Origin of the sequence: Aeromonas lusitana (genome assembly GCF_002812985.1) — a bacterium.
Taxonomy (GTDB): domain Bacteria; phylum Pseudomonadota; class Gammaproteobacteria; order Enterobacterales; family Aeromonadaceae; genus Aeromonas; species Aeromonas lusitana.
The window spans coordinates 97,571-124,017 of sequence record NZ_PGCP01000001.1; the positions used below are offsets into that span (position 1 = coordinate 97,571).

Consider the following 26,447-nt stretch of genomic DNA (forward strand, 5'->3'; position numbering starts at 1 on the left):
TGAGTCGCTACTCCGATGAACCCGTCACACCGGCCTTCTTGCGGGCATAGAGGTGGGCATCCGCCGCCTCGTACAGGCTCTGCACATCCACCCCGGAATGCCAGCTGGCAGCCCCCAGGCTACATCCCACCGCGAAGGCGCTAAGCTCCTTGTGGCTGCGCAGCACGTGCTGCAGCCGTAGCCAGACCGGGCGCCAGGCCTCGGGTTCGGCGGGTTGCAGCAGCAGGGCGAACTCGTCGCCGCCGAGGCGAAACGCCTGATCCGTGCTGCGGATGCAGCCGGTGAGCAACTGGGCGAAGCGGCTCAGCACCAGATCTCCCACCGGATGACCCCAGGTGTCGTTGACCAGCTTGAACCTGTCCAGATCCAGCAGTACCAGTACCAGGCCGTGGGACTCCCGGCAGTGCTGTTCCACCGCGCGGCCGATGGCCTCATCGAAATAGGAGCGATTGCCGAGCCCGGTCAGGTGATCGAGCCGCACCTGCTGCTCCAGCCCGTCGAGGCGCAGATAGAGCGGCAGCGGCAGGCAGAGCAACTGATGACATTGCTCAAGGAGTCGCTGCTGGTGGCTGCTCATGGGGTGCTCCAGCTCGTATTGCAGCAGGCCGAGTTTCTGCTCGTGCTGACCACGGAGCTCGAAGTGGTAGCTGTGCAGCACCTGTCTGGCCTGGGGTGGCTGGGAGATGAGGACGTGGGGCCGGCCACCGTCAAAATGGAGGGCATGGATCCGGACAATGGTTGCCGCCCGCTCGGCAAAGGTTGCCAGCAGGGCGCCAAGATCCCGTTGCGCCAGCAACAGCTCGAGCAGCTGGTTGCGATCCTGACTGGCCAGCGGTCTGAGCCGCTCCATCTGCTGCACCCACTGCTCTATGCCATGTCCGAAGCCATTCAATGACGATGTGTTTTCCATGTTGCAGCCCTTAAGCCTCTCCACTCATTGTCCCCTCTCTTGCAATCCTTGTGCCCAAAATATGCTCGATGGGAAACAATGGGCTGGCTAGTCTTAACGTCATAAAAAGTGCGTAAAAATGGCGTCGTGGCGGCGGGTTTATTCCGCTCGCCATGCCGACCGAGTCAGGTCTGTTCTCTCATGTTCTGGTCACCCGGTTCGACCTGGGAGAGGCGCGGCGGGGTCCGGTTTTGGGGTTGGAGATCAGCAGATATCACCATCATGGGTAATGTGGTGGTCAGTTATCTGGCTTGGTGTGGTCAAAGCAGCTGAAAAGGGAGGTGAAAGTGTATGCAGATGTATTGATCCTGCTGCTTGCCGCCGTCCTGCTGGTGGCGATTTTCCGGCGTCTCGGCCAGCCGGTGATCCTCGCCTACCTGTTTGCCGGCATGTTGCTCGGTCCCCATGGCGCCGCCATCGTCACCGGTCAGGCCATGATGCAGACCATAGGGGAGCTCGGCATCGTCTTCTTGATGTTCTCCCTCGGCCTCGAGTTCTCGCTGCCAAGGCTGCTCTCCATGCGCAAGCTGGTGCTGGGGGTTGGCGGCCTGCAGGTGTTGCTCACCACCTCGCTGTTCTTCGGGCTCGCCTGGTGGTGGGGGCTGAGCCTGGCCCAGGCGCTGGTGGTGGCGGGCACGCTGGCGCTCTCCTCCACCGCCGTGGTGATCAAGCAGCTCGGCGAGCTCAAGCAGATGCACACCCGGCGCGCCCAGCTCGGGGTGAGCGTGCTGCTGTTCCAGGATCTGGCCGTGGTGCCGCTGCTCGTCATGATCCCCATCCTGGCCCAGCCCGAGGTGCAGGGTAGTGCCCTGCTGGCGGAAATAGCCTGGGCTTCCCTCAAGGGGCTGTTCGCCCTGTTTGCCCTGCTCGCCGTGGGCAAGTGGCTGTTGCCTTTGGTGTTTCACGAGGTGGCGCGGGCCCGTTCAGATGAGCTGTTCGTGCTCTGTGCCCTGCTGGTGGCCCTCTTGGCCGCCTCCCTCACCCAGTGGATGGGACTCTCCATGGCGCTCGGCGCCTTCCTGGCGGGCATGATGCTGGGGGAGTCCCACTATCGCCATCAGCTGGAGGTAGACATCAAGCCGTTTCGGGACGTGCTGATGGGGCTCTTCTTCATCACCATCGGCATGACCATGGACTGGCAGCTGGTGGCCCAGGCCTGGTGGCAGGTACTGGCCAGCGTGCTCGGACTCATACTGTTCAAGTCCCTGCTGGTGCTGCTGGCGGGTCGGCTGATGGGGGAGCGCAAGCGCGACGCCATGGCGGCCGGCATCATGCTGAGCCAGGTGGGGGAGTTCGGCTTCGTGCTGCTGGCACTGGCCAGTCACCATGGCCTGCTCGACCATCAGCAGGTCTCTTTGCTCATCGGCATCGGCGTCAGCTCCATCGCCCTGACCCCCTGGCTGGTGCAAAAGGCCCAGGGGCTCGCCCACTCCCTCACCGACACGGCCCTGCTCTCCCGCTCCGAGGTGGCCCAGTCGGGCCTGAGCAAACATCAGCACGTGATCATCGCCGGCTTTGGCCGTACCGGCCAGACCTGCGCCCGTTTCCTCAAACTCGAAGAGCTGCCCTTCCTCGCGCTGGATCTCGATCCCGAGCGGGTGAGCGAGGCCAAGCTGTCAGGGGAGCAGGTGGCGTTTGGCGACGCCAGCCGGCGCGAGATCCTGCTGGCCGCCGGCTTGCTGCGGGCGCGGCTGGTGATCATCACCTTCGACGATCCCAAGCGGGTCGATGCCATGCTGATGCTCATTCGGGAGCTGGCGAGCGGGGTCAAGGTGCTGGTGCGCACCCGGGATGACAGCTTCCTCGATCGCTACAAGCAGGCCGGTGCCTTCGAGGTGATCCCGGAGTCCCAGGAGGGGGCCCTGATGCTGGTCTCTCATCTGCTGGTCAACTGCGATATCCCCATCGGCCGGGTGATCCGGCGTATGGAGCATGAGCGCAGCAGCCAGTACCGCTTCCTACACGGCTTCTACTGGGGGGATCAGAGCGCCAGCAACCTGGAGACGGATCAGCGGCTCGAGCGACTGCATCCCGTCCTGCTGCACGATCAGGCCTGGGCTGTGGGGCGCAGGGTGCGGGAGCTGGCCCTCGGGGAGGTGAGGGTCAAGGCCATCCATCGCGGTGAGCAGAGTCTGGAACCCAGAGCAGAGCTCAAACTGGCCGCCGGAGACAGGCTGGTGCTGTTTGGCAATGCGGTGGCCATGGAGCAGGCCGAGCAGCGGCTGCTGGAGGGGCACTAGACCACCCCTCCTTGCTCAAGCCTCCTCGCGGATGCGCTCTTCTATGTCCAGGAAGGCCTCTATGCGTTGGCGCTCCGCCAGCGCGTCCTGATAACCGAGCTTGATCAACTGCTGGCAGTAACCCGGATGGAACATCAGGAAGCTGGCCAGGCTGCTGCTCTCGTGGCCGTTGACCCCGAGAACCCGCAGCAGGCGGCGCAACTGGGTCGGCAACTTGTGCAGATAGTCGAGGGCGATGAGGTCCAGATCCTGGCTCGGCCTTATCACGCAGGTCTCCACCTGGCGCAACTTGAGACGATTGCGCTCCCGCTCGGGAATGAGGGAGAGGGTCTGGTTGATGCGCCCGAGCCGCTCCAGATCCGAGTTGAGGGTGTCGGAGAAGACGGTGTTGAGCAGGTGCCCGGCGATGTTGGAGCTGGTCAGGTGGCCCTGGCGGGGGGCCGCGCTCCCCTGATGGGGGGAATCCAGGGTCACCAGCAGGATCCGCTCCGCACCCAGATGGATGGCGGGGCTCAAGGGGCTCAGCTGGTGGATGGAGCCATCCCCGTAGAAGCGCTCGCCGATGCGGGTGGCCGGAAAGACGAAGGGCAGCGCCGAGGAAGCCAGCAGATGATCCGAGGTGAGCAGGGTACGGAGGCCCCGCCGTCTGGCCCGCTCCCAGGGCTGGTGCTCCGCCCGTCCCTGGAAGAAGGTGGTGGAGAGACCGTCGTCATAGTCGGAGGCGGTGATGGCGATGGCCTCCAGGCTGCCGTAGAGGATGTTGTCATCGATGCGGTGATAGTCGATGACCTGATCCAGCAGGCGGCGCAGAGGGGCGTTGTCGAACAGGTGGAAGGCGCGGTTGCTGTCCGGGCTGATGAGGCCGGCCGAGCCCTGATACAGGGTGCGCCACAGCAGCTGGCAGGGGTGGAAGTCGAAGATGTGGTGGGTCTCGAAGCGCCGCCAGACCCACTCCAGCTTGCGTACCCCCAGATGAAAACAGGAGGCATAGCAGGCCAGCGCCGTGACATTGAGGGCGCCGGCCGAGGTGCCGCACAGGATGGGAAAGGGGATGCCGAGGTTGCGAGGATAGAGCTCGGCCACTGCCTTGAGGACGCCGACCTGATAGGCGGCGCGAGCACCGCCACCGGTCAACAGAAGAGCTGTATTGGGTTTGGCCATGGGATTGCGCCTTATTGTTGCCACCGGGCAATTTAACTATAAGGCGCTGTATCGAATATAAAAATGGGCCGCCCCATCATTTTTTGGGGCGGCCCGTTTGCGGCAGTCACAGGGGATGAGATCAGGCCTGGACCGGCGGCTGGATCAGCTGATCGAAGGCGGCGAATACCGGCGGGCTTGCCAGGATGCGGCCGTGGCCCAGGCCCCGGGTGCTCACCAGCCGGGTGCGCCCATCCTGGGCCGCGCGCAGGGAGTCCTGATGGGGGGCGAAGCGGTCCTCCTCGTCGTGGACGATCAGGGCCTGGCCGGTGCGGCTCACCAGCCTGCCGAGGGGATCCACTGTGCTGAGGGGATGCTGGTACTCCTGCTCGATCTCTTTGACCACAGCATCGAACAGCCGGATGGAGTAGCCGGAGCGCGCCACCATGCCATAGAGCTGGGGCACGTAGTCGAGCACAGGGGAGATGAGCAGCAGCGGCAGCCTGTCGAGGGCGGGATGCTGGCTTGCCAGGGTGACGGCCCCCCCCATGCTGTGGGTGATGACCCCCTCGATGGGGCCTACGCGCTCGAGCAGCTCGTCAAAAGCGCGCACGAAGCGGGGCAAGTGACCTGTGTGGCCCTCGCTTTGGCCGTGGGCGGGGTGATCGTAGGCCAGCGCAGTAAAGCCCTGCGCCGCAATGTGGCTCATCAGCGGGTAGAACTGGCTGGCGCTGCCGGACCAGCCGTGCATCAGCAGCCAGACGGGCCCCTTGCCGAGCCGATAGCTCATCAGGGTACCCTCGCGGGTATGCACCGCCTGCTGCACCAGACCCGCAGGCGCCGGGGTATCCCGGTCTGGCCGCTGGGGGGTCAGCAACAGTTTGCTGGCGGTGCGTTTGGCGTGGGCGGGAGCCAACGCGTGGTGCAGTCGGGTGCCGAGGCCCAGCAATACCTTGCTCGGGCTGAAGCGGCGGGTGCTGAAGTAGATCTTGCTGCTCATGGTCATCCTGTCGTTTTTATGTGCGAACGGTCGTGCTTTTTTGTCAGTTTTTAAAAACTAGCGCCAGCTCATCAGCAGATTTTCCACCTCGGGCCAGAAGTGGCGGGTGGGATCCTGACACAAGTCCAGCGCATTGAACACCTGATCCCCGAGATAGAGGCCATAGAGCCGGTAAACGGCTCGCCAGGGATCGAGCTCACTGCGCCATTCTCCTCTGGCCTGGCCCTGCACCACCTGGCGGGCCAGGTAATCGAGCCAGAAGCGTACCAGCTGGCGGGCGGCTTGCTGCACCTCCCCCTCCTGGGCCGAGGTCCAGGCATCGAGAAACATGCAGCGTCCGGCAAAGCTCTGGTTCCAGGCAAGCCAGGCCTGGAGCAGGGCGATAAGCTTGGCCTGCTGGGTGGGGAGCTGCTGCTGGCGCACCGGCTGGATCACCCGCTCGCGGAACACCTCGCCGGAATAGGTCAGCACGGCGATCTGCAGGTTGTCGCGAGATTGAAAATGGGCAAACAGGCCGCTCTTTGACATCTCGCACGCACTGGCGAGAGAGCCAATGGTCAGGCTCTCCAGCCCTTGCTGGCTGGCCTGCTCGAAGGCGGTCTGCAAAATACTCTCGCGGGTCAACCGGCCCTTGCTCATATCGGCTCCTCAATATTGCCTGCAGCATAAAGTACGATCGTACTATTTGTCGAGGGATGATCTCCTTGGCCGCCTTTTGGTAGGCATCAGTCGTCCTTGATGCCCATCTGCTGCAGGGCGATCACCGCCTGGGTGCGATTCTTGACCCCGAGCTTCCTGAAGATGGCGGTGATGTGGGCCTTGATGGTGGCCTCGGAGACGTTGAGCTCCCAGGCGATCTGTTTGTTGAGGCTGCCGTCCCGCAGCATGATCAGCACCTTGTACTGCTGGGGAGTGAGGCTGGCGAGCTTGCTCGCGAAATCGGGGCCATCCTCGGATTCGGGGTGCAGGAAGATCCCCTCCGGTACCCAGTTATCCCCCCCGATCACCGTATTGAGGGCACTGACCAGCTCCTTCATGGGCACGGACTTGGGGATGAAGCCCAGGGCACCGAGCCGCAGCACCTGTTGGATGATGGCGGCGTCCTCCGAGGCGGAGACCACGACGATGGGTAGGTCCGGGTACTGGCCGCGCAGATAGGCGAGTCCCTCGAAGCCATTGGCCCCTGGCATCTTGAGATCGAGCAGCAGCAAATCTACCTCGGGATGTTCTCCCAAGAGATGGGTCAGGCTGTCGATGGAGTCGGCTTCCAGCAGGCGGGCGTCGTCGATGGCCATGTGCACCGCTTGATAGAGGGCGCCCCGAAACAGGGGGTGGTCATCTGCGATGACGATGGTAAATTGGCTATCCATTGCTCACATCATTGCTAACTGATTGTTTTGAAAAATCAAACTAGCACCGCGCCCGCAAGGGGTCAAACCCGCAGGCGTGCAAATGTGAGACGGCCATGAGATGTCGTGCCCACGGGCCGACCCTGGTCATCAACAACCCAAGCAGGAGGCAATAAATGGGATCCTTGGTATTGACGGTGGGGACAGGTTCCACCTGGTCGATGAGGGCGGCGCTGGTGCTCGGTCTGAGCGGACTGGCGTGGCAGGAGCAGGTGTTCGATCTGGAGGATGCCAAGGCGCTGGCGCGGTTAAAACGGGTCTCGCCGACCGGGCTGGTGCCCTGGCTGGATGATGGCGAGCTGCGGATCCACGACTCCCTGGCCATCGCCGAATACCTGCACGAGCTCAGCCCCGAGCGGCGGCTCTATCCCGCCGATCGGGCCGAGCGAGCCCTGGCCCGCAGCCTGTGCGCCGAGCTGCATTCGGGATATGGCCAGATCCGCAGCCGCTTGCCTTTCTTCCTGGGGGCGCCGACCCAGTGCGAGCCGCCGGTGGAGACTATAACCGAGCTGGCCCGTCTGCAGACGCTCTGGTCCCAGGCGAGGGGCGCCTTCTATTTCGACGAGGCGGGTATCCTGGACGCCTTCTACGCCGTCATGGCCTATCGGCTGGCAAGCTATGGCATCCAGCTGCCTGGTCAGGCCGGTGCCTATCAGCAGTCCCTGCTGGCCTGGCACCTGTGGCAGGAGACGCTAGTCAGGGCAAGGCTGCAGTGGCCGGAGCTGGCTCGCCAGCCAGTCTGAGACGAGAAAGAGAAAGGGGAGCCCATGGCTCCCCCTTTTTGTCATCCGTCAGGCTAGCTGCCGGGTTATTTCTGGCGTCCTGCGAAGACCACCACCACCTTGTCGGCCCCTTTTTCGCGCACGAAGCTGTAGGGGGCATCAGAGAGCTTCTTGTGACTGCCCGCCGCCACCGCCGGGTGGGTGGCTCTGAACTGGCCGAGACGTTGCCAGTGCTTGACCAGCTCGGCCTTGTCACCGCTCGCCAGCTCCTGCCAGTTCATGTCGCTGCGCACGCTTTGATCGAACACGCCTCCATCCTTGGCAAGCCCGCGGCCGGATTCATCACCGTAGTAAAGCTGGATGCCGCCTGGCAGCAGCATAAAGCTGTTGGCTACCCGCCGCTGCAGCGACACATCCTGATAGTCGCCGAAGAACAGCTTGGTGTCGTGGGAGCTGATGTAGCTCAGCACGTTGAACTCGGGATCCTGATTGATGCGGCTGGCGTAGCTGGCATAGGTGGGTTCGGCAACCGCCATGCACTGGGCCTGGGGCAGGGCGAACTCGCGCTGATAGTCGAAGTTGATCAGGGAATCGAAGCCGTTCTGGTACCAGAAGTCCTTGGCCACCCCGTGATCCCACACCTCGCCCACCATGTAGAACGGCAGGGCATCGAGAGCCTTGCTCGGGTTGGCGGCCTTCCACTCCTTGAGGGCCGCCGTGCCCTCCTGCTTGAGCCTGGCCCAGACCGCCGGCTCCAGGTGCTTGACGGTATCGGCGCGGAAGCCGTCGATGCCAAAGCGGCGCACCCAGTCGGTGTGCCAGGCGATGAGGTAATCACTCACGCTGGCATTGGGCAGTGGTTTGGCCCGGGTGTCTTTCTTCGCCGCGAGCAGGGGGGGCAGTCCCACCGCTTTGCTGGACTCGGTTAAGAAATCCGGCAGGCCTGCCACCGAACCGGTCACATCGTCGGTACCGGGTTGGGGGTAACCTGGCAGACCGGCCCGCACCCAATCCGGCCCCCACCACTTGCTCCAGTCGCTCGATTGATAGTCGATAAACTGGTTGTAGCCATGCCAGTTGAGGCCGCCGCTCGGGCGCCAGTCGTTCCAGCGGGCGGGGAGTTTTTCCGTGTTCTGGGTCAGGCTGTCGAGTCCGAGATCCTGCAAGTCAGCCAGGGTGGCGTAGCCGGCGTGGTTCATCACCACGTCGAGAATGATGCGCATGCCGCGCTTGTGCGCCTCGTCCACCAGCGTCTTGAGGCTCTCCTCGTCGCCGTAGTTGGGATCTATCTTGGTGAAATCCAGCGCCCAGTAGCCGTGATAGGCGTAGAAGGGGAAGTTGCCCTGCTCGCCGCCGCCGATAAAGCCATGCACCTGCTCCACCATGGGGGTGATCCAGATGGCATTCATGCCCAGCGACTTGATGTAGTCGAGCTTCTCGGTCAGCCCCTTGAAGTCGCCGCCGTGCCAGGTGGCGACCTCGTCCTGGCCATCCTTCTGGCGGCCGAAGCTGTGATCGTTTCCGGGATCGCCGTTATGGAAGCGGTCGGTCAGCAGGAAATAGACGCTGGCCTGATCCCAGCTGAAGGGCTCAGCCTTGGCCGCCGCCACGGGCTCGAGCAGCAAGAGGCCGCCGCTCTCTTTGGATGGGGTCAGGGTCAGCTTGCCCCCCTTGACCAGGGCCTCCTGTCCTGAGTAGGCATCCCGCAGCCGGGTGCCATCGGGCCAGACCCCTTTCAGGGACACTGTGACCGGGCCGCCATCCCATGCGATGCAGGGCTCTTCCGGGGGTTGGCGCTTGAATTCGCTCTTCTTGGTAGCCCGCAAAACCTTGAGGCTCGGGGTGTCCGGGTTGAAGGTGAACTCATAGTCCCCCGCCAGCATCACTCTTAACGTGAAGCTCTGATCCTTGGCGCACTTGTCCATGGGCTGGGCCGTGCCAAATGGCAGCGGCTTGGTTTCGCTTGGACCGAAGCTGGTGCCGCAACTGTTGGCGGCATCGCCGATGCGGATCTGATGGCTGCCCTTGCTTAAAGAATGGGTCAGGCTGATGGTGCCCTTGTCCAGCGTCAGCGCCCCGGCCACCGGCTTGCCATCCACATAGAGGTGCACTTGCGGGGCCGCCAGGGCCGGGCCGGCAAGCAGGGCTAGCCACAGGGGTGACAGGCGGAGATCGAGGCGAAGGGGGGGACGCATAAGCCATTCCTTGAGCAAAGTGAGCGGGTCGGATTCCGTTGAGGAGCTCATTCTAGGGGGCTGAGAGGAGGGGCTGGATCGGTAAAATCCCGATTTGTGAGGTGAGTTCAAATGGTTACGTTTTCAAGAACGGGAAAGTGTGATGCCCGCCATGCTGACCCAGAGGAGAGCCATAAAAAATGCCGGTCGAGTGACCGGCATTGTTTGGGCGGGTTTTTCGTCAGACGGTAAAGAACTTGAAGTTGACGAAGGCCACCGCGATGAAGGAGGCAACCATGCCGCTGATGCACAGGATGGCCGGGCGGATGGCGGGCCAGCGGTGGGTCAGCAGTATGATGGCCAGCAGGGTCGGGTAGAGGCCGAACATGTAGCGTGGCATGGCGTTGAGCCCCGTCATCAGCGGTATGGTGCAGCAGATGAACATCAGGGTCGCCTCGGCCCAGCGCTTCTGGCTGAACAGGTAGCCGTTCAGGCACCAGCCGAAGATCACCATGATGGAGAGGTAGGCCTTGCGACCGCCGAGCTCGAAGCCGCTGAGCCACCAGTCAAGGGGGCTGTCCATGTAACGGCCCCAGGCCACCTGGATGTGCTTGAACGCCAGCGCATCCCCGGTGAGGTGATAGAGGTAAACCATGTAGGCGAACAGACCGAACGGGATGAGCCAGAGGGTGAAGACCACCTTGAAGGCGCGTTCGGTGAAGCGGAAGAACTCGCGCCAGCCATAGGCTTGCAGCGCCAGGATCAACACCGGGAACACCATCATGACCCCGAGATTGCGGGTGCCGGAGATGAAGACGCCGAGGAAGGCCACCATCAGCCACTGCTCGCGATAGGCGAACAGGAACATGCCCAGCATCAGCGCCATGAACATGGGCTCCGTGTAGCCAGACACGAAGTAGGCGGAGAAGGGGGAGAAGGCCAGCAACCAGACCCCGAAACGGGCCGTGTCGTCCCCCAGCTTGAGTTGGCGCAGCACCAGCAGCATCAGCGGCAGGCTGATGAAGAAGGCGATGTTGGCCACCAGCATCAGGCCGATCAGGCTCTCGATGTTGAGCAGGCTGGAGAGAGCCCCCGAGATCATCGGGTAGAGGGGCATAAAGGCCCAGTTGGCCGCGTTGCCCTTGCTGAGCCAGCGCGGGTAGAGGTCATAGCCGTTTTCGATGATGCGCTGGAACCAGACGCAGTCGAACTGGCAGTAGGCCTGCAACGGACCGATACCGGGGGCGCCGTAGAGCTGGACACCGAAGTAGCCCATGCCATAGAGGGCGGCTCGGCTCAGCACGAAGGCGGCGATGATCATCAGCCAGTCACGGCTGCTGATGGCCAAGGAAGGGCGGTAGGGCCCCGCGGCAGCGGGGGTAGGCATTGTCATGTCATTCATCAGGCAAATACCCAGACGCGAGAGAGAAGATAGGTGAGTATGGTGACGGCCAGGGTGGCGATGACCACGGGCAGCAGGCCGGAGAGGCCGGCAAACAGCAGGCCGCTCAAGAGCAGGTTACGTACTGCCAGGGAGAAGAGTGCCACCAGCAGGAACTTGCCAGCCGCCCCCTGCTTCTGGAAGGTGATGTAGCGATGGCCGAAGAAGGAGAACCAGAAGGCCACTCCAAAGGCGATCGTGGTGACCAGGTGCTCCGAGATATCGGGCCAGCTGTGAAACAGTGCGAACGAGGTGCCAAGGTCGACGAGGGTTGCTCCCCCGCCGACGAAACCGAAGCGAACCAGACGCCAGAATTCCTCACGGGAGATCATTGGGGCGTCGGCTCCTGCTCGTCCTGTTTGGTGGCGGCATCTTGCCCCTTGTCAGCCTGCTGGGCGTACTGGCCGTAGACCCCTTCGATGAGGTAGACGGGGCGCTGCTTCACCTCGACGAACATGCGGCCAATGTACTCGCCTATGATGCCGAGTGACAGCAGTTGGATGCCGCCGAGGAACAGCATCACGGACATCAGGGAGGCGTAACCTGGCACGTCTATGCCAAAGAACAGCACCTGGGTGATGATCTTGAGGATATAGAGGAAGGCGATCAGCGAGACACCGACCCCGACGTAGCTCCACACTCGCAGCGGCCAGCTGGAGAAGCTCAGCAGACCATCGAGGGCGAAGTTCCACAGCTTCCAATAGTTGAACTTGGTTTCGCCGGCGTGACGGGCGGGCCGCTCGTAGGGCACACCGACGGCGCGAAAACCCGCCCAGGCAAACAGACCCTTCATGAAGCGGTTGCGCTCCGGCAACTGCTTGAGCGCCTCGACCACCTTGCGGTCGATCAGGCGGAAGTCGCCGGCGTTCTCCGGCAGCTTGGTGCTGGTGGAGAGCGCATTGAAGAAGCGGTAGAAGCCACCGGCGGTCAGGCGCTTCATCGGGGTGTCGGCGCTGCGATCGACCCGGATGCCGTAGACGGTGTCATAGCCACCGGTCTGCCACAGCTTGACGAATTCCAGGATGAGGGCGGGGGGATCCTGCAGATCCACGTCCATGGGGACGATGGCATCGCCCTTGGCCTGATGCAGGCCGGCGGTCATGGCCGCTTCCTTGCCGAAGTTGCGGGCCAGGTTGACCAGGGTGACACGGGGATCGCGGGCGATGGCCTGCTCGACTACTTCGCGGGTACGGTCGCGACTGCCATCGTTGACGAACACGATTTCAAGCTGGTCTTTGAGGGGGGCCAGTTCGTCGTCTATCGCGCTGATGAAGGCGTCTATGCTCTCTTCTTCGTTGTAAACGGGCACGACCAGAGAGAGTCGAAAATCGGCATGCGACATGGGAACTTCCTTATTAGAAAATCACGTTTAAGAACTGATTTTTAGCGTTTTATCTTCACTGGGCCACGGTCAGGCGCACAGACTGTACGTTGAGCGGGGTCGGGGCAGAGAGGGCCAGGAAGTTCGGGTGCTTGGGATCGGCGGTCAGGGAGTCACCCGGCAGGTTGAGCCGGATCTCGTTGATGCCCGCCTTGGCCAGCTTGACCGTGGTGGTGAAGTCGTGACCCAGGGCCACCTTGAGCAGGGTACCCGCTTCCGGGCTGTAGATCCTGGCCTGGATAGTGAGCTGCTCCGGTTGGGCTTGCTGCTTGGGCAGCACGAAGTAGAGGCCACCCTGACCGCTCAGCTCGGTACCCTCGGCGCTCGGCTTCTTGGCCCAGCCTTCGCTGGAGAGGAAGCGGCTCGGCTTGGTCAGATTGAGTTCGTTACCCGGCTGGTAGGTCATGCTGGAGTTGTGTTCCCAGAAGCGGGTCTTGCCTTCCAGGTAATAGAGCTTGTAGGCCAGGCTAACGTTGGGGTGAGCAGCCAGATAGAGGGTGTAGAGGTAAAAACCGCTCAATGCCAGGATGGCAGCCAGAAAACCGAACTTTTTGTAGGTCATATCACTCACTCGACGCCTGACGGATGGGTAGGCAGATTTCGCGCATATGCTAATCCAATTGCAAAAAAAGCATAGTAGATCACAAAAATAAATTTGCTCACATATTAACCCCAATGTCCCTGCTCGCCAAATGCCTTTGGGAGCCAGATTGACCCTGCTCTATCTGGCATGTGGATCCGCACAGAGGGCCTGCCACCCGCTGGGGTGAACGCCGGGGTTTCTCAGGCAAATGGCTGATATTGCTCATCGCTGTGGCAGGATCTGTCGCCATTTTCCCAAGGCACCCTTAACATGGCGAGTCCCATCGTCAAGGATGATCCATGAGGCTGCCACTTCTCTTCTGTCTGCTGTTCGCATTGCCTGCATCGATGGCGTGGGCAAGCTTGCTCTGTCCCTCTCCCCTGCGGGTCGGTTTCGACAACTGGCCTCCCTACCATTATTACCAGCAAGATGGCGAGACCCGGCGCATGCGCGGCTTCGCGGTGGAGTATCTCGATGCGGTATCGGCCCGGCTGGGATGTCGCCTCGTCTATGTGGAGCGCCCCTGGAAGCGGGTGCTGCACGATCTGGCCCGGGGGCGGCTGGATATCGCCATGGAGGCCTATTTCTTCGACGACCGGGCCCGCTATGCCTGGTTCTCCGATGCATACAACCCGGGGCGCACGGCGCTCTGGGTGCGCAAGGCCGATCTCTACGACGAACAGGACCTGGCAACCTGGCTGGGGAAAGGGCACAGATTGGGGGTGACCAAGGACTATTACTATGGTGCCGAGATAGGCACACTGCTGCGCCGCTACCCCCACCAGGTGAGCGAGGTCAATGACGTGCAGAACTATCGCAAGCTGCAACTGGGGCGGATAGATGGCTTTCTCGGGGATAGATTGGCCACCCCCTGGGGTCTGAAGAGAGAGGGGCTGGCCGGCGGCATAGTGCCCCATGCCATGAGGGTCTATGAGACGCCGACCCATTTCATGCTGAGCAAGCAGACTCTGAGTGCCGAGTTTGTCGCCCGCTTCAACCAGGCGCTCGGCGCCGTTGGCAAGAGTGACGAGCATGCACTTATCTGGCGTCGTTACGCGTCCCCTCGCTAGCAAAGTCCCCGGCATTCCAGCATCATGGGGGCCTGACCGTGGCGCCAGACAGGCCGAAGTGAACCGATTTGAGGTAAGCGTGGTAAGAAACATGGGTAAGAAGTATTGGTTGGCATTGGCGAATCTTATCTGGCTGGGTTGCTGGCCAGCGGGCATGGTCCATGCCAGCGAAGGGCAGATCCAGGTGGCCAGTCCGAGTATCCAGCACGACTGGTATCAAAACAGCACGGCCGAACAGGCGCGCCACGAGCTGGAGAGTCAGCTGCAAGAAGCCGTGCTCGCCCAGCTGCACCCGGATTTCTACCGGCTCTGGCAACAGTTGCAGAAGACCCCGAGCGAGCGGCGCGGCGCCCTCTATGACGAAGCCTTCGGCAAGCTGGCCCGCTTCCAGCAAGCCTGGCGCGCCATGGATCTGGTGGCGCGCGAACAGATGCAGACCCTCAAGCTCGATTTGACCAAGCCGCTGGCCCACGAGCCCGTTGGCGACAATCTGCTGGAGCAGGTCAAGCAGCTCAGGCCCCAGGTCGCCGAGTATGAGGCGGTGCGTGAGGAAGTGCGCAAGCTGCTGGCCATGCCCATGGCCAAACACTGGCCGAACCTGGACATGCCGACCCTGAGGGCTGGCGAAAGCTCGACCGAGCTTGGCCAGATCCGCTCCATTCTCAACGAGCTGGGGGACGGTGCGCCCAATCACCAGGACGCCACCTATGATGCGGATACCGAAGCCGCCATCAAGCAGTTCCAGCGCCGCCACGGCCTGACCGCCGATGGCATCATAGGCCGTCAGACCCGCTCCTGGCTCAATACCGGGCCGCAAGTGCGCGCCAGCCTGCTGCTGCGTAACCTCTGGCGCCGGGATCTGGTGGATCAGCTGGCCGGTCGCTACGTCTTGGTCAATATTCCCGACTATCGCCTGAGCGTGGTGGAGTCCGGCAACGAGGTCTTCACTAGCCGGGTCATCGTCGGCAAGGAGCAGCGAGCCACGCCGATCCTCGCCAGCGAGATCCGCTCCATCGTCCTCAACCCCGCCTGGCACGTGCCGCGCTCCATCCTGAGCAAGGATATCCTGCCCAAGCTGGGCCGGGATCCCGCCTATCTCGATCGGGAACAGTTCGAGGTGATCGATGGGGAAGGCAACCCGGTCCAGTTCAGCGAAGATGGCTGGCACCAGGCGCTGGCATCGGGCTTCCCCTATCGGCTGCGGCAAAAGCCAGGGGATCACAATGCCCTCGGTCGTTACAAGTTCTACCTGCCCAACAACGAGGCCATCTACCTGCACTCGACTCCGCGCAAGTCCCTGTTTGAGCAGGGGGCACGCGCCTTCAGCTCGGGCTGCATCCGGGTCGAGCATGCGGACGATCTGGCCGAGCTGCTGCTGGCGGACTCCCGTTATCAGCCGGACAAGGTCGCCAACATCCTCAAGGAGACCCAGACCAAATGGCTGCCGCTGACTACCCCGATCCCGGTGTTCACCGTCTACTGGAGCAGCTGGATCGATGACGAGGGTCGTCAGCAACTGCGCAATGACATTTATGGATTTGATCGAGTCAGCTTCCAGAGCCGCTTGTTGTGATCCCTGCCACAGAGTGAAAAGCCCGGCCCAGCGCCGGGCTTTTCTATGGGGATTTGCAGTTTGACAGGCCTTTTATCGGCAGGTAGTTTCTGGCTTCAGTATCAAATTTACTCACCTGTTTCACCTAAATATGCGATGGACGGATAACGGATGCTGGAACAAGAGATAAGCCGACGCCGTCTGCTGCTGGGGGCGGGTTGCCTGATGGGCACCAGCCTGCTGTCGTTTCCGGCCATGGCGAGTCGCAGCACCTCGGGCCGTGAGCTGAGCTTCTTCAACCTCAATACCGGCGAGCGAGTGCAGGCCAGCTATTGGGAGAATGGCCACTATCTGCGGGATGGACTGGCCGAGCTGAATCATATCTTCCGCGATTACCGCAGAAATGAAGTGTTTAATATCGATAAAAAACTGTTTGACCAGCTGTTCCTGCTGCAACACAAGTTGGGTCGTCAGGGGGAGATCCAGCTCATCTCGGGTTATCGCTCTCCCCAGACGAACAACCAGAAGCGCCGCAAGAGCCGAGGCGTCGCCAAGCACAGCTACCATACCCTGGGTCAGGCGGTGGATGTGCGCATCCCAGGTGTCCAGCTGGCGCACCTGCGCAAGGCGGCCCTGAACCTCAAGGTGGGCGGGGTCGGTTACTATCCGTCGGATAACTTTGTGCACCTCGACACCGGTCCAGTTCGCAGCTGGTAGTCTTTGGTATGGTGTGGCCCAAGGGATTGCGCCAGGGACTCGGACACGGGCCCCGTTCGCAGCTGGTAGCCACTGGTCACGAGGGGATGCCAGCTGCTAGGCTCTGGTCACTAGCCAGAGGAGAAGCAGATGAAGCAGATTCTGATCGGGGGCATGATCGCCCTGTTGTTGACCGGTTGCAGCAAGTTGAACCGTGAGAACTACGACAAGTTGAAGATGGGTATCAGCTACGCCGAGGCGAGCAGCATACTGGGCAAGGCAGAGCGCTGCGACGATGCGCTCGGGACCACCAGCTGCATCTGGGGCAAGGAGGGCAAGAACATCAAGATCCGTTTCATCGCCGACAAGGCCACCTTCTTCAGCTCGGAAGGGATCAACTAGGCCGCCGTCCAGTTTCAGTTCTCGCTAAAAAAGCGCCAGCAGGCGCTTTTTTATTGTCTGTTATTCGTCCGGCCAGGCCAGAAATTGGCGCGCTCAGTGGGTGGCGTACTGGTAATTGAAGGTGGGCAGCCCCCACTTGAAGCGCACCGCCAGCAGCCGCAGCACGAAGCCGATGCCGATGGCGCCAAAGGCGGCCCAGTCACTCGGCAAGCCCTGATCCAGCGCGAGGCAATAGAGCCCTGCGGTCACCAGAGAGACGGCGGCGTAGAGCTCACGCCTAAACACCAGCGGGATGCGCTGGCACAGCAGGTCACGCAGCACGCCGCCGAAGACGCCGGTCACCACCGCCATGATGCAGGCGATGCCGGCCCCGTGGCCCATCTCCAGCGCCCGGGCGGCGCCGAAGATGGAGAACACCACCAGTCCCAGGGCATCGAGGGCCATGAACAGCTTGCCAAGGTAGCGCATCAGGGGCGCACAGATGACGCTGACCAGGGCGGCGCCCGCCACCAGCACCACATAGTGGGGATGCTCCACCCAGAGCAGGGGATAGTGTCCCAGCAGCACGTCCCGGATGGTGCCGCCGCCGATGGCGGTCGCCGAGGCGATGATGACCACGCCAAACAAGTCCATCCGTCGCCGACCCGCCGCCAGCGCGCCAGTCATCCCTTCGGCCACCAGGCCGAGCAAGAAGAGTGCATGTAACATGAGTTATCCCAGGGTGCGAGAAAGGCCCGCATCCTAGCAAGCCTGCGTCAGTGCGACAAGCTATCTCATGTTTGCATTAGATTAAGTAATGAAAAGGGGGCGTTCGCCCCCTCTTTTGGTTATGTCACGTCCGCCTCAGCGGCGCAGTTGTTCATCCCGATACTGATCCACCCACATGGCGGTGGCGCCGCAGATGGCGACCGGCATCACGAACAGGTTCACCACCGGGATGGCGGAGAAGAGGGTGACCAGGGCGCCGAAGCTCAGGCACTTGCCACGGCGCTGTTTGAGGGCGTCACGCATGGTGATGAAGTCGATCTTGTGGTTGTCGAACGGATAGTCCACATACTGGACCGCCATCATCCAGGCGCTGAACAGGAACCAGAGCACGGGGGCCAGCGTCTGTCCCACCACGGGGATGAGGAACAGGATCAGGCAGCCGATGGCCTTGGGCAGGTAGTACTTCAGCTTGGTCCACTCGCGACCGAAGGTGCGCGGCACATCCTTGACCACGTCCAGCATGCCGGCATCGCTCACCGCCTCGCCGGTGAGGATCTGCTCCACCTTCTCCGCCAGCAGGCCGTTGAAGGGGGCGGCAATCCAGTTCGTCACCGAGCTGAACACGAAGGAGAACACCACCAGTATGGTGAGCAAAGCGATGGGCCACAGCAGGTAGTCGAGCCAGCTCAGCCAGGACGGGATCTGCTGATGCAACCAGGCGAACAGGTTGTCGAGTTGCAGCAAGAGGGCGTAGAAGGCGCCGGCAAACAGCACCACGTTGACCAGCAGGGGGATCATGACAAAGGTGCGGATCCCGGGCTGGCGGATGAGGGAGAAGCCGCGCAGGAAATAGTCAGCACCGCTGACCGAGTCTTTGACCATGTGAGGTGATTGGCTCATATGAGCTCCATCTGTTAATGGGAAACTGCCTGCATATTACAAACAAGCCTTTGATTTGGTAAAGTCACCCGTCCGTTCCTTTTCCGGCTCGCGTCCTCTGGATGATGGGTGTGGATGGACAAGTGCCAGCCCATGTTCAACCAGACCCAGGTTGGGATTGGGTTAGGCTGGCCGTCCACCTCCCCGAGACTGAGTTACCCTGATAGGCCCCCATGCGTCTGAAATTGATCAAACTCGCCGGTTTCAAGTCGTTTGTCGAGCCGACCCGCATCGAACTCAATGCCGACATGACCGCCGTGGTCGGCCCCAACGGCTGTGGCAAGTCCAACGTCATCGACGCGGTGCGCTGGGTGCTGGGAGAGAGCTCTGCCCGTCATCTGCGCGGCGAGAACATGACGGACGTCATCTTCAACGGCTCCCTTAACCGCAGCGCCCATGGCCGTGCCTCGGTGGAGCTGGTATTCGACAATCCCCACAACCGGGTACCCGGTGAATTCGGCCGTTTCAGCGAAATCTCGGTGCGCCGGGAGGTGCTGCGCGACGGCTCCAACCACTATCAGATCAACGGCCAGAAGTGCCGCCGCAAGGACGTCACCGATCTCTTCCTCGGCACCGGCCTCGGCCCCCGCAGCTACGCCATCATAGAGCAGGGCACCGTCAGCCGGCTGGTGGAGTCGCGCCCCGCCGATCTCAAGCTGTTCATGGAAGAGGCAGCCGGCGTCTCTCGCTACAAGGAGCGGCGCCGGGAGACAGAGCAGCGCATCCGCCACACCCAGGAGAACCTGGAGCGCCTCGGCGACATTCGCGGCGAGCTGGGCTCCCGCCTCGAACACCTCAAGACCCAGGCCGAAACCGCCGAGCGTTATAAACAGCTCAAGGGCCGTTCGCGCGCAGCCAGGGCCGAGCTTATCGGCTCCGAACTGTGGGCGCTGGAGACCCGCCTTGGCGAGGCCAAGAGCGAGCTGGCTCAGACCGAGCAGGCGCTGGCGGCGCTCGATACCAAGCGCACCCAGGACGAGGGGCGTCACGTCACCCTGTCGGTGGCCCGTCAGGAGGCCCAGGCCGAGCAGGCGAGCCGCCAGCAACAGATCTTCCTCGGTGGTCAGGCCATCGCCCGCCTCGAGCAGCAGCAACTTCATCACACCGAACTGGGCCGTGACTGGCAGGCCAGGCAGCAGGCCCTGAATGCGCGGATTTCCGATATCCGCTCACAGCTGACGCTTCAGCAGACGCAGCTGGCGGACGCCGTCATCAAGGAAGAGCTGGAAGCGGCGCGCCTCGAGCAGTGTGAGCAGTTGCTCACCGACCAGCAGGCTGTGCGCCTGGCCGCCAGCGAGCAGCTGGAGTTGAGTCGTCAGCAACAGCAACAGTGGCAACAGCAGCTTGGCCAGTTGCAGGGGCGGCTCAATCAGACCCGCGCCGAGCGAAACGGCCTGCAGGAGTTGCAAGCCAAGACCCGGCTGGCAAGGCTCAAGCTGGAAGACGAGCAGGCAGGCCCGCTCACCGCGGAGGAGACGTTGCAGCCCAGGCTCGATGCCCTGACCGCCGAGCTGGAAATAAGCCGGGGGCGCTCTGCCGAGCGGGAAGCGCAGTGGCAGGCGGCGGCTGCGCATCATGAGGCATTGCAATCCCAACAGGTGCGACAGAGCGGTCTACTGCGGGAATTGGACGCCCGCCTCACCACTCTCGGCCAGATCCTGGGGGAGCAGCTGCAGGGCGCCACCCTGGCGGATCGGTTGCAGGTCGCCCCCGAGTGGGCCCAGGCGCTGGACAAGGTGCTCGGCCGCTGGCTCACCGCCCAGCCAAGCGATGAGTGCAACTTCGAGCAGAATGGGCTCTGGATTGGTTCGGCGCAGCCAGCTGTGACTGGCACTCTGGCAGCGCAGCTGGACGGTGAGCACGTGCCCGCCTTCCTTAACGCCATCTGGTTGGTGGCGGACAGGGAAGAGGCGCTGGCCCGCCTGCACAGCCTCTCGGCCGGTGAGTCGCTGCTGACCCCGGCGGGAGATTGGTTTGGTTCAAACTGGGCCGATCTCGGCCAGGGTGGAGCCCTCGGTACCCTGGCCCTGCTCGGTGAACGTGAGCGGTTACACACCGAATTGGCCGTAGGCCGGCAGGAGCTGACTCAGCTGGAGGCGCAGCTGAGTGCGGCAGAGGCGACCCGTGCTCAACTGCAGGATGTCCATGAACAGGGTCAGCGGGAGGTACGTGAGCTGGAGCGGCAGTGGCAGCAACTGCGCGAAGCCTGGAGCCTGCAGGAGGGTCAGCGGCAGGCGCGGCTGCAGCGTCAGGGGCTGCTCGGCGAGGAGCTGCTGCGCCTGGACAAGGAGCAGGCCGATGAGGCGCTGCGCTTGGCCAGGGTCACGGAGCAACTGGAACTGGACGAGGCGCGCTTGGCCGAGCTGCAGGAGCAGGGCGAGCCTCTGACCGAGGCGTTGCAACTTGCCCAGGAGCGGCTCACCGCTGCCGATCGTGGGCTGGAGGAGGCGAGGGCACGCCGGGAGCAACAGCAGGCAGCTTGTCAGCGCCTGCTGCTGGAGCGGCAGAACCTGTCCCAGCTCATCGCCTTGCGTGAACAGGAGCTGGCTCGTCTCGGACTGGAGCTCGCGGAGCTCAGAGGGCCAGATGCCGAGGCGGTGCAGGACATCTCCCCCCTGCTCGCCGAGCAGCGGAATTTGGAGGCGCAGCAGCTCGCCTGCCATCAGCGCCTCGCCGAACTGGAACGTCAGCTGGCCGAGCTGGAGCTGGGGCGCAGCGCCGATCACAAACAGCTGGTGCTGATCCAGGAGAAACTGGCGTCGCTGCGGTTGGAGCGAGAGCGCAACCTGACCCGCCGGCAGGGGCTGCACGAGCAGTTCGAGGAGCTCGGCGTGCGCCTCATCGATCTCGATCAGGCGGTGCTCATCGCCGCCGATCGCGGCAAGTTGCGCCAAGAGATCCAGACCCTGGAGGCTCAAGTGGATGCGCTCGGCGCCATCAACCTGGCGGCGCTGGAAGAGTATGAGGAGGCGAAGAGTCGTTCTACCTACCTCGAAAACCAGTGCCAGGATCTGGAGCAAGCACTGGAAACCCTGCGCCAAGCCATTAAAAGAATTGATAAAGAGACACAAATTCGCTTCCGTGACACTTTCGATAAGGTCAATGAAGATTTAAAATCCCTGTTTCCAAAAGTGTTCGGGGGGGGCAGTGCCTGGCTTGAGCTGACCTCGGACGATCTTTTGGAGGCCGGAGTGAGCATCATGGCAAGACCTCCGGGCAAGAAGAATGCTACCATTGCCCTGCTTTCCGGGGGGGAGAAGGCGTTAACCGCCCTTGCGCTGGTTTTTGCCATCTTCAGACTCAACCCAGCACCCTTTTGTTTGCTGGATGAGGTGGATGCGCCGCTCGATGAAGTGAACGTCGGTCGCTTCTGTTCTCTTGTCAAAGAGATGTCGAGCACAGTACAGTTCGTTTACATCAGTCATAATAAGGTCTCCATGGAGATGGCTGAGCAGCTGATAGGCGTCACAATGCAAGAGCCCGGGGTTTCTCGCATTGTGTCGGTTGACATCGGTGAAGCCGTCGCTTTGGCTGAGCAAAACTAGAAAGAGAAGCAGCTAATGCAGGAATTGCGTTACATCTTGGTTGCCCTGGGCGGTATTGCCATCGCGGCATTGCTCATTCACGGGTTGTGGAGCAACAGAAAGAACCGTCAGGCACCGATCAAAGAGAAACCGCTCGGTCGGATGGAGTCCAAGTCACGGGAACGTGACAACGATGCGTTTGACAGCGATGGCATTGGCCAGGTCCGTGTAGTCAGTGGCGGGCGTCGTGCCGAGCCCAAGCTGCGTGGCGAAGAGGCCCGTCAGCCTGAAGCCAGCCGCCGTGCTCCTGTCCCCGATTTTGACGACGAGGATGACGACGCCGATCTGCCGCCCCCGGTAGTACGCAAGCCTGCTGCTCGCCCGGTCGCCCCGCCGCCTGCTCCCGTCTATGAAGAAGAGGAGTATGACGAGCCGGACGCCGAGCCTGTCGAGGAGGCGCCTGCCGCCCCGGTGCGCAAGCCTGCCCAGGTCATTCGTCGTACTCCCGTGCATCGCTCCCGTCCCCAGCGCGAACCCATGATGCAGCAGCTCGACGAAGAGCCGCTGGTGGAGCCGGCTTACGCCCAGGCGCCGACATTCGGTGCTCGCGAGCCTGCACCCGAGCAGCAGCCTCAGCCCCGCTATGCTGCGCCTGTGTATGAAGAGCCGGCTTACGATGACGAGCCTGCCTATGAAGCCGCTCCCGTGGTGGCCGAGCCCCGCTTCGAACAGCCACCGGTCGAGAAGATCTGGCAGGATGTCTATGTCATCAATCTGATGGCGCGTCCCGGTCACGATCTGCAAGGGGCGACCCTGCTCTCTTCCCTGCTGGCACTGGGCTTCAAATTTGGCGAGATGGATATCTTCCACCGTCACGAAGACCTGGGTGGCAAGGGTGAAGTGCTCTTCTCCATGATCAACATGGTCAAACCGGGCACCTTCAACCCGTATCGTATGGAGCAGTTCAGCACCCCGGGTGTGTCGCTCTTCATGCAGTTGCCCCTGCGCAGCAATGCCGCCTTCGCGTTCGAGCACATGTTGCAGGCCGCGGATCAGCTGGCAAGCGATCTCGACGCCATGCTGACCGATGCCAGCCGCAGCCCGCTGAGTGACGATGACATCGCCCGTTATCGCCACGAACTGGCCGCCTACGAGGCCAATCGCGACTAAGGCGCCCTTTGGGTCGACGAGCGTAAAAATGCGGTACCTGGGTGCCGCATTTTTGTTTGTATGGCTACCTTCTTATTTCAATCACAGTCCGAGACATTCCCATGAGCGACATCCTCTCCCGCCACCGTCAACTGTGTGAGCTGCTGACCGAATACGGTCATCAGTACTATGTGCTGGACAACCCCACAGTGCCAGATGCCGAATACGATCGCCTGATGCGCGAGCTGCTGAGTCTGGAGGTTGAGCATCCCGAGCTGAAGACCCCGGCCTCCCCCAGCGTGCGAGTCGGCGGTCAGCCGCTCGCGGCCTTCAAGCAGGTGCGCCACGAGATCCCCATGCTGAGCCTGGACAACGTGTTCAGCAGCGAGGAGCTGATGGCGTTCGAGCAGCGCATGCGCGACCGTCTGAAGCGAGGGCTTGATTTCACCTTCTGCTGCGAGCCCAAGCTCGATGGCCTGGCGGTCAGCCTGCTCTATGTAGATGGCCAGCTGGTACAGGCCGCGACCCGGGGCGACGGCGCCAGTGGCGAGGAGATCACCGATAACGTACGTACCATCAAGGCCATCCCGCTCGCCTTGCGTGGTAGCGGCTGGCCCACCCGCTTGGAGGTGAGGGGGGAGGTCTTCATGCCCAAGGCCGGCTTCGAGGCGATGAACGAGAAGGCATTGGCCGCTGGCGAGAAGGTGTTCGTCAACCCGCGCAACGCCGCGGCAGGCAGCCTGCGTCAGCTCGATTCTCGTATCACCGCGAGCCGCCCCTTGAGCTTCTATGCCTACGGAGTTGGGGTCGGTGGCGATGAACTGGGCAATTCCCACTTTGGTCGCCTCAATCAGCTCAAAGAGTGGGGACTGCCGCTGAGCCCCGAGGTAAAACTCAAGGAAGGGGCGGCCGGTTGCCAGGCGTTCCACGACGATATCCTGGCTCGCCGCGCCGAGCTGCCCTACGAGATCGATGGGGTGGTCTACAAGGTGGACGACATAGCACTGCAACTGGAGCTCGGCTTCGTGGCGCGGGCACCGCGCTGGGCCACAGCCCACAAGTTCCCGGCAGAAGAAGAGATGACCCTGCTGGAGAACGTCGAGTTCCAGGTCGGTCGCACCGGCGCCGTGACCCCGGTGGCCAAGCTCAAACCCGTGTTTGTGGGGGGCGTCACCGTCTCCAACGCTACCCTGCACAATGCCGATGAAATAGAGCGCCTCGGTGTCATGATCGGCGATACCGTGATCGTGCGCCGGGCGGGGGACGTGATCCCGCAGATCGTGGCCGTGGTGGAGGCCCAGCGTCCCCAGGATGCCCGCGAAATCCTGTTCCCGTCCCAGTGCCCAGTGTGCGGCTCTGCCCTGGAGCGGTTGGAGGGGGAGGCGGTGACTCGCTGCTCCGGCGGCCTGTTCTGTGAGGCCCAGCGCAAGGAGGCGATCAAGCACTTCGCCTCCCGCCGCGCCATGGACGTGGATGGGCTCGGCGACAAGATAGTGGAGCAATTGGTGGACAAGGGGCTGGTGAAGACGCCGGCAGATCTGTTCCGCTTAACCGCCATCCAGTTGGCCGGGCTCGAGCGGATGGGACCCAAGTCCGCGCTCAACCTGGTGGCAGCTATCGAGGCGGCGCGCAGCACCACGCTGCCACGCTTCCTGTTTGCGCTCGGTATTCGCGAGGTGGGGGAGGCGACCGCTTTGAACCTCGCCAACCACTTCCTGACCCTGGACGCCCTGCGCGCCGCGACTGTGGAGCAGCTGCTGGCGGTGGCGGATGTGGGGGACGTGGTGGCCAAGCACGTCTACTACTTCCTGCGTCAGCCCCACAACATAGAGGTGCTGGAGGCCCTGCTGGCTGCCGGCATCCACTGGCCGGCCATCGAGAAGAAGGAGGCCGCGGAGCAGCCGTTCGCCGGCAAGACCTTTGTGCTGACCGGCACCCTGACCCAGCTTTCCCGCAACGATGCCAAGGCGGCATTGCAGGCGCTGGGCGCCAAGGTGGCGGGATCCGTCTCTGCCAAGACAGACGTGCTGGTGGCCGGTGAAGCGGCAGGATCCAAGCTCGCCAAAGCACAGGAGCTCGGCATCACAGTCTGGACGGAAGAGGAGCTGCAGGCGGCACTTCAGTCCTGAAACCTGGCTCTGCAAAACAACAAACCCGGCTGATGGCCGGGTTTGTTGTGTTTGGGCTCAGTCGTGCCACTGGGCCTTGGACTGCCATCTGGGGGGCAGATGAAGTTGCCAGCGGGCCAGCTCGCCCCGGCTGAACACATACTCCCCACGCAGGGCGGCGCGCGGAGACAGGGCACTCGGAGAGGTGCCCGCCAGTATGGCATTGACCAGCTCGGCGGCCTTCTCCCCCTGAGCGTGGCCGTTGAGTACCAGGCCGCCGATGGCACGGCCCTTGCCAACCGAGAACTCCCAGAATGAGAACAGGGGCACCGGGCTGTGCTGGTTGGTCCATTCGATCACCTGCTGCTCGCTCACGTGGGCGCCTTGCTCATCCACCAGGGTGTGATAGAGGCCGATGAAGAGCGCCCCATAGCCCCGTTGTCGGCTGGTGAGCACTATCTCCTGCCAGCGTTGGTAGTCGTCGATCTGCTGGCTGTTGACCTGGGTATGGCCGACCCTTTGCTCGGCCTGGCTCCTGAATTCATCCTCGATGGCGGTGCGCGACACCTCGCTCTTGTCAAACAGCACCAGTGCCTTGTCTATCCCCCCCATCAGCTGGCTCATCTCGCTGATGTTGCGTTTGAGCAGCGGCCGCTCCAGCACGCCGGTGATGTTGGGGTGACCGACCAACCCCTTGTGGCGAGGGTTCTCGTTCATGCCGAGGAACACCACGGGCGTGCCTTCGGTGGCGATGCGCCGGGCGAGGGCGTTGATGGCATTGTCGTCACCGAGCACCACCAGGTCCGGTTTGATCCGTCGATAGGCGTTCATCGCCCGCTCGGCGATCTGATCGAGCTCCTGGCGGGGCTGGCGCTTGGTATCCATGTAGAAGTGACTGATGTGGTGATCCCCCCTGAGGTGCTCCTTCAGGCTGGCGCTGTAACTCTGATCCCACAGGTTGGCCGGGTGATAGCTGCTGATCACCAGGATCTCGGCGGCCCAGAGCCGAACAGGGAGCAGTGCCAGTAGTATTAGCAACACCTTGGTCAGGTTCATGTCCCTCTTGCCCTCCTTGGTTGAACACTGCACCCATTATGTGCGTTTTACCCAAAGCATGCCTTCGTCAATTGTTGTCGGAGGATGATGGCCTCTCTTCAGAACCCGAATTTGGCGCCAGCCCGCCCCCTGTCTGGGATGGACAGTAAAAGCCTCTTTTGACCCTGACTGTGAACTGCTCCACTCCTCTCAAAACCTGACATA

The 26,447-nt window shown here is 62.4% G+C and carries 22 protein-coding genes; 9 read left to right on the forward strand and 13 right to left on the reverse strand.

The genetic code is table 11. The annotated features are described in order from the left end of the window. Window positions 1-7: 7 nt before the first annotated feature. Window positions 8-910 carry a GGDEF domain-containing protein gene (locus CUC44_RS00430; protein ID WP_100858037.1) on the reverse strand — a complete coding sequence of 301 codons (903 nt, stop codon included), beginning with the start codon at window positions 908-910 and terminating at the stop codon, window positions 8-10. A 326-nt stretch (window positions 911-1,236) separates the two neighbouring features. Here CUC44_RS00430 and CUC44_RS00435 point away from each other — a divergent pair, with 326 nt between their 5' ends. Next, window positions 1,237-3,189: a cation:proton antiporter domain-containing protein gene (locus tag CUC44_RS00435; RefSeq protein WP_100858038.1), complete on the forward strand. Its 1,953-nt coding sequence runs from the start codon at window positions 1,237-1,239 to the stop codon at window positions 3,187-3,189. Between the two features lie 15 nt (window positions 3,190-3,204). On the opposite strand, the gene CUC44_RS00440 is transcribed toward CUC44_RS00435, so the two are convergent. The 4 genes from CUC44_RS00440 to CUC44_RS00455 all read right to left on the reverse strand — a co-directional run bounded on the left by CUC44_RS00440 (window position 3,205) and on the right by CUC44_RS00455 (window position 6,699). Next, window positions 3,205-4,350 (reverse strand): patatin-like phospholipase family protein, encoded by a 1,146-nt coding sequence (locus tag CUC44_RS00440; RefSeq protein WP_100858039.1) that lies wholly within the window; start codon window positions 4,348-4,350, stop codon window positions 3,205-3,207. Window positions 4,351-4,471: 121 nt separating this feature from the next. Next, the gene (locus CUC44_RS00445; protein WP_167388729.1) at window positions 4,472-5,329 is read right to left on the reverse strand and encodes an alpha/beta hydrolase; all 858 of its coding nucleotides are present in this window, start codon (window positions 5,327-5,329) and stop codon (window positions 4,472-4,474) included. A gap of 57 nt (window positions 5,330-5,386) precedes the next feature. Next, entirely contained in the window at window positions 5,387-5,968 is a 582-nt protein-coding gene (locus tag CUC44_RS00450; protein WP_100858040.1) for a TetR/AcrR family transcriptional regulator, read from the reverse strand. 86 nt (window positions 5,969-6,054) lie between these two features. Then, window positions 6,055-6,699, reverse strand: coding sequence for a response regulator (locus CUC44_RS00455; protein ID WP_100858041.1), 645 nt, complete (start codon window positions 6,697-6,699; stop codon window positions 6,055-6,057). A gap of 155 nt (window positions 6,700-6,854) precedes the next feature. On the opposite strand from CUC44_RS00455, the gene CUC44_RS00460 reads away from it, so the two are divergent. Next, window positions 6,855-7,481, forward strand: coding sequence for a glutathione S-transferase N-terminal domain-containing protein (locus CUC44_RS00460; RefSeq protein WP_100858042.1), 627 nt, complete (start codon window positions 6,855-6,857; stop codon window positions 7,479-7,481). 65 nt (window positions 7,482-7,546) lie between these two features. Here the strand turns inward: CUC44_RS00460 and CUC44_RS00465 are convergent, their stop codons facing one another. From CUC44_RS00465 to CUC44_RS00485, 5 genes are all read right to left on the reverse strand, one after another. Further along, a complete protein-coding gene (locus CUC44_RS00465) occupies window positions 7,547-9,655 on the reverse strand; it encodes an alpha-amylase (protein ID WP_100858043.1) in 2,109 nt (702 codons plus the stop codon). 220 nt (window positions 9,656-9,875) lie between these two features. Then, on the reverse strand, window positions 9,876-11,036 hold the full coding sequence (locus CUC44_RS00470) for a hypothetical protein (protein WP_100858044.1): 1,161 nt from the start codon (window positions 11,034-11,036) through the stop codon (window positions 9,876-9,878). Continuing rightward, a complete protein-coding gene (locus tag CUC44_RS00475) occupies window positions 11,036-11,407 on the reverse strand; it encodes a GtrA family protein (RefSeq protein ID WP_100858045.1) in 372 nt (123 codons plus the stop codon). Before CUC44_RS00475 ends, CUC44_RS00470 begins: the two co-directional genes overlap by 1 nt. After that, complete coding sequence (locus CUC44_RS00480; protein ID WP_100858046.1) at window positions 11,404-12,417, reverse strand: glycosyltransferase family 2 protein; 1,014 nt, start codon at window positions 12,415-12,417, stop codon at window positions 11,404-11,406. Before CUC44_RS00480 ends, CUC44_RS00475 begins: the two co-directional genes overlap by 4 nt. A gap of 55 nt (window positions 12,418-12,472) precedes the next feature. Beyond that, complete coding sequence (locus CUC44_RS00485; RefSeq protein ID WP_100858047.1) at window positions 12,473-13,018, reverse strand: hypothetical protein; 546 nt, start codon at window positions 13,016-13,018, stop codon at window positions 12,473-12,475. Between the two features lie 320 nt (window positions 13,019-13,338). On the opposite strand from CUC44_RS00485, the gene CUC44_RS00490 reads away from it, so the two are divergent. The 4 genes from CUC44_RS00490 to CUC44_RS00505 all read left to right on the forward strand — a co-directional run bounded on the left by CUC44_RS00490 (window position 13,339) and on the right by CUC44_RS00505 (window position 16,759). Next, window positions 13,339-14,109 (forward strand): substrate-binding periplasmic protein, encoded by a 771-nt coding sequence (locus tag CUC44_RS00490; RefSeq protein ID WP_100858048.1) that lies wholly within the window; start codon window positions 13,339-13,341, stop codon window positions 14,107-14,109. Window positions 14,110-14,200: 91 nt separating this feature from the next. Further along, window positions 14,201-15,682 carry a L,D-transpeptidase family protein gene (locus tag CUC44_RS00495; protein ID WP_100858049.1) on the forward strand — a complete coding sequence of 494 codons (1,482 nt, stop codon included), beginning with the start codon at window positions 14,201-14,203 and terminating at the stop codon, window positions 15,680-15,682. 150 nt (window positions 15,683-15,832) lie between these two features. After that, a complete protein-coding gene (mepK, locus tag CUC44_RS00500; protein ID WP_100858050.1) occupies window positions 15,833-16,378 on the forward strand; it encodes a peptidoglycan L,D-endopeptidase MepK in 546 nt (181 codons plus the stop codon). 129 nt (window positions 16,379-16,507) lie between these two features. Then, window positions 16,508-16,759 carry a DUF3862 domain-containing protein gene (locus CUC44_RS00505; RefSeq protein WP_100858051.1) on the forward strand — a complete coding sequence of 84 codons (252 nt, stop codon included), beginning with the start codon at window positions 16,508-16,510 and terminating at the stop codon, window positions 16,757-16,759. A 93-nt stretch (window positions 16,760-16,852) separates the two neighbouring features. Here the strand turns inward: CUC44_RS00505 and CUC44_RS00510 are convergent, their stop codons facing one another. Beyond that, on the reverse strand, window positions 16,853-17,467 hold the full coding sequence (locus CUC44_RS00510) for a trimeric intracellular cation channel family protein (RefSeq protein ID WP_100858052.1): 615 nt from the start codon (window positions 17,465-17,467) through the stop codon (window positions 16,853-16,855). 135 nt (window positions 17,468-17,602) lie between these two features. Continuing rightward, entirely contained in the window at window positions 17,603-18,367 is a 765-nt protein-coding gene (cysZ, locus tag CUC44_RS00515; RefSeq protein ID WP_100858053.1) for a sulfate transporter CysZ, read from the reverse strand. 212 nt (window positions 18,368-18,579) lie between these two features. Between cysZ and CUC44_RS00520 the strand changes: the two genes are divergently transcribed. The 3 genes from CUC44_RS00520 to ligA all read left to right on the forward strand — a co-directional run bounded on the left by CUC44_RS00520 (window position 18,580) and on the right by ligA (window position 25,208). Next, complete coding sequence (locus CUC44_RS00520; RefSeq protein ID WP_100858054.1) at window positions 18,580-21,951, forward strand: AAA family ATPase; 3,372 nt, start codon at window positions 18,580-18,582, stop codon at window positions 21,949-21,951. A gap of 15 nt (window positions 21,952-21,966) precedes the next feature. Then, complete coding sequence (zipA, locus tag CUC44_RS00525; RefSeq protein WP_100858055.1) at window positions 21,967-23,100, forward strand: cell division protein ZipA; 1,134 nt, start codon at window positions 21,967-21,969, stop codon at window positions 23,098-23,100. Window positions 23,101-23,201: 101 nt separating this feature from the next. After that, window positions 23,202-25,208 (forward strand): NAD-dependent DNA ligase LigA, encoded by a 2,007-nt coding sequence (ligA, locus tag CUC44_RS00530; protein WP_100858056.1) that lies wholly within the window; start codon window positions 23,202-23,204, stop codon window positions 25,206-25,208. Between the two features lie 57 nt (window positions 25,209-25,265). Here ligA and CUC44_RS00535 read toward each other — a convergent pair whose 3' ends face one another. Further along, window positions 25,266-26,243 (reverse strand): ABC transporter substrate-binding protein, encoded by a 978-nt coding sequence (locus tag CUC44_RS00535; RefSeq protein ID WP_100858057.1) that lies wholly within the window; start codon window positions 26,241-26,243, stop codon window positions 25,266-25,268. Window positions 26,244-26,447 lie beyond the last annotated feature (204 nt).

Bases quoted from the DNA above. Each gene is read 5' to 3' on its own strand.
- CUC44_RS00430 (WP_100858037.1), bottom strand. From the start codon at position 910: ATGGAAAACACATCGTCATTGAATGGCTTCGGACATGGCATAGAGCAG.
- CUC44_RS00440 (WP_100858039.1), bottom strand. From the start codon at position 4,350: ATGGCCAAACCCAATACAGCTCTTCTGTTGACCGGTGGCGGTGCTCGC.
- CUC44_RS00445 (WP_167388729.1), bottom strand. From the start codon at position 5,329: ATGAGCAGCAAGATCTACTTCAGCACCCGCCGCTTCAGCCCGAGCAAG.
- CUC44_RS00450 (WP_100858040.1), bottom strand. From the start codon at position 5,968: ATGAGCAAGGGCCGGTTGACCCGCGAGAGTATTTTGCAGACCGCCTTC.
- CUC44_RS00455 (WP_100858041.1), bottom strand. From the start codon at position 6,699: ATGGATAGCCAATTTACCATCGTCATCGCAGATGACCACCCCCTGTTT.
- CUC44_RS00460 (WP_100858042.1), top strand. From the start codon at position 6,855: ATGGGATCCTTGGTATTGACGGTGGGGACAGGTTCCACCTGGTCGATG.
- CUC44_RS00465 (WP_100858043.1), bottom strand. From the start codon at position 9,655: ATGCGTCCCCCCCTTCGCCTCGATCTCCGCCTGTCACCCCTGTGGCTA.
- CUC44_RS00470 (WP_100858044.1), bottom strand. From the start codon at position 11,036: ATGAATGACATGACAATGCCTACCCCCGCTGCCGCGGGGCCCTACCGC.
- CUC44_RS00475 (WP_100858045.1), bottom strand. From the start codon at position 11,407: ATGATCTCCCGTGAGGAATTCTGGCGTCTGGTTCGCTTCGGTTTCGTC.
- CUC44_RS00480 (WP_100858046.1), bottom strand. From the start codon at position 12,417: ATGTCGCATGCCGATTTTCGACTCTCTCTGGTCGTGCCCGTTTACAAC.
- CUC44_RS00485 (WP_100858047.1), bottom strand. From the start codon at position 13,018: ATGACCTACAAAAAGTTCGGTTTTCTGGCTGCCATCCTGGCATTGAGC.
- CUC44_RS00490 (WP_100858048.1), top strand. From the start codon at position 13,339: ATGAGGCTGCCACTTCTCTTCTGTCTGCTGTTCGCATTGCCTGCATCG.
- CUC44_RS00495 (WP_100858049.1), top strand. From the start codon at position 14,201: ATGGGTAAGAAGTATTGGTTGGCATTGGCGAATCTTATCTGGCTGGGT.
- mepK (WP_100858050.1), top strand. From the start codon at position 15,833: ATGCTGGAACAAGAGATAAGCCGACGCCGTCTGCTGCTGGGGGCGGGT.
- CUC44_RS00505 (WP_100858051.1), top strand. From the start codon at position 16,508: ATGAAGCAGATTCTGATCGGGGGCATGATCGCCCTGTTGTTGACCGGT.
- CUC44_RS00510 (WP_100858052.1), bottom strand. From the start codon at position 17,467: ATGTTACATGCACTCTTCTTGCTCGGCCTGGTGGCCGAAGGGATGACT.
- cysZ (WP_100858053.1), bottom strand. From the start codon at position 18,367: ATGAGCCAATCACCTCACATGGTCAAAGACTCGGTCAGCGGTGCTGAC.
- CUC44_RS00520 (WP_100858054.1), top strand. From the start codon at position 18,580: ATGCGTCTGAAATTGATCAAACTCGCCGGTTTCAAGTCGTTTGTCGAG.
- zipA (WP_100858055.1), top strand. From the start codon at position 21,967: ATGCAGGAATTGCGTTACATCTTGGTTGCCCTGGGCGGTATTGCCATC.
- ligA (WP_100858056.1), top strand. From the start codon at position 23,202: ATGAGCGACATCCTCTCCCGCCACCGTCAACTGTGTGAGCTGCTGACC.
- CUC44_RS00535 (WP_100858057.1), bottom strand. From the start codon at position 26,243: ATGAACCTGACCAAGGTGTTGCTAATACTACTGGCACTGCTCCCTGTT.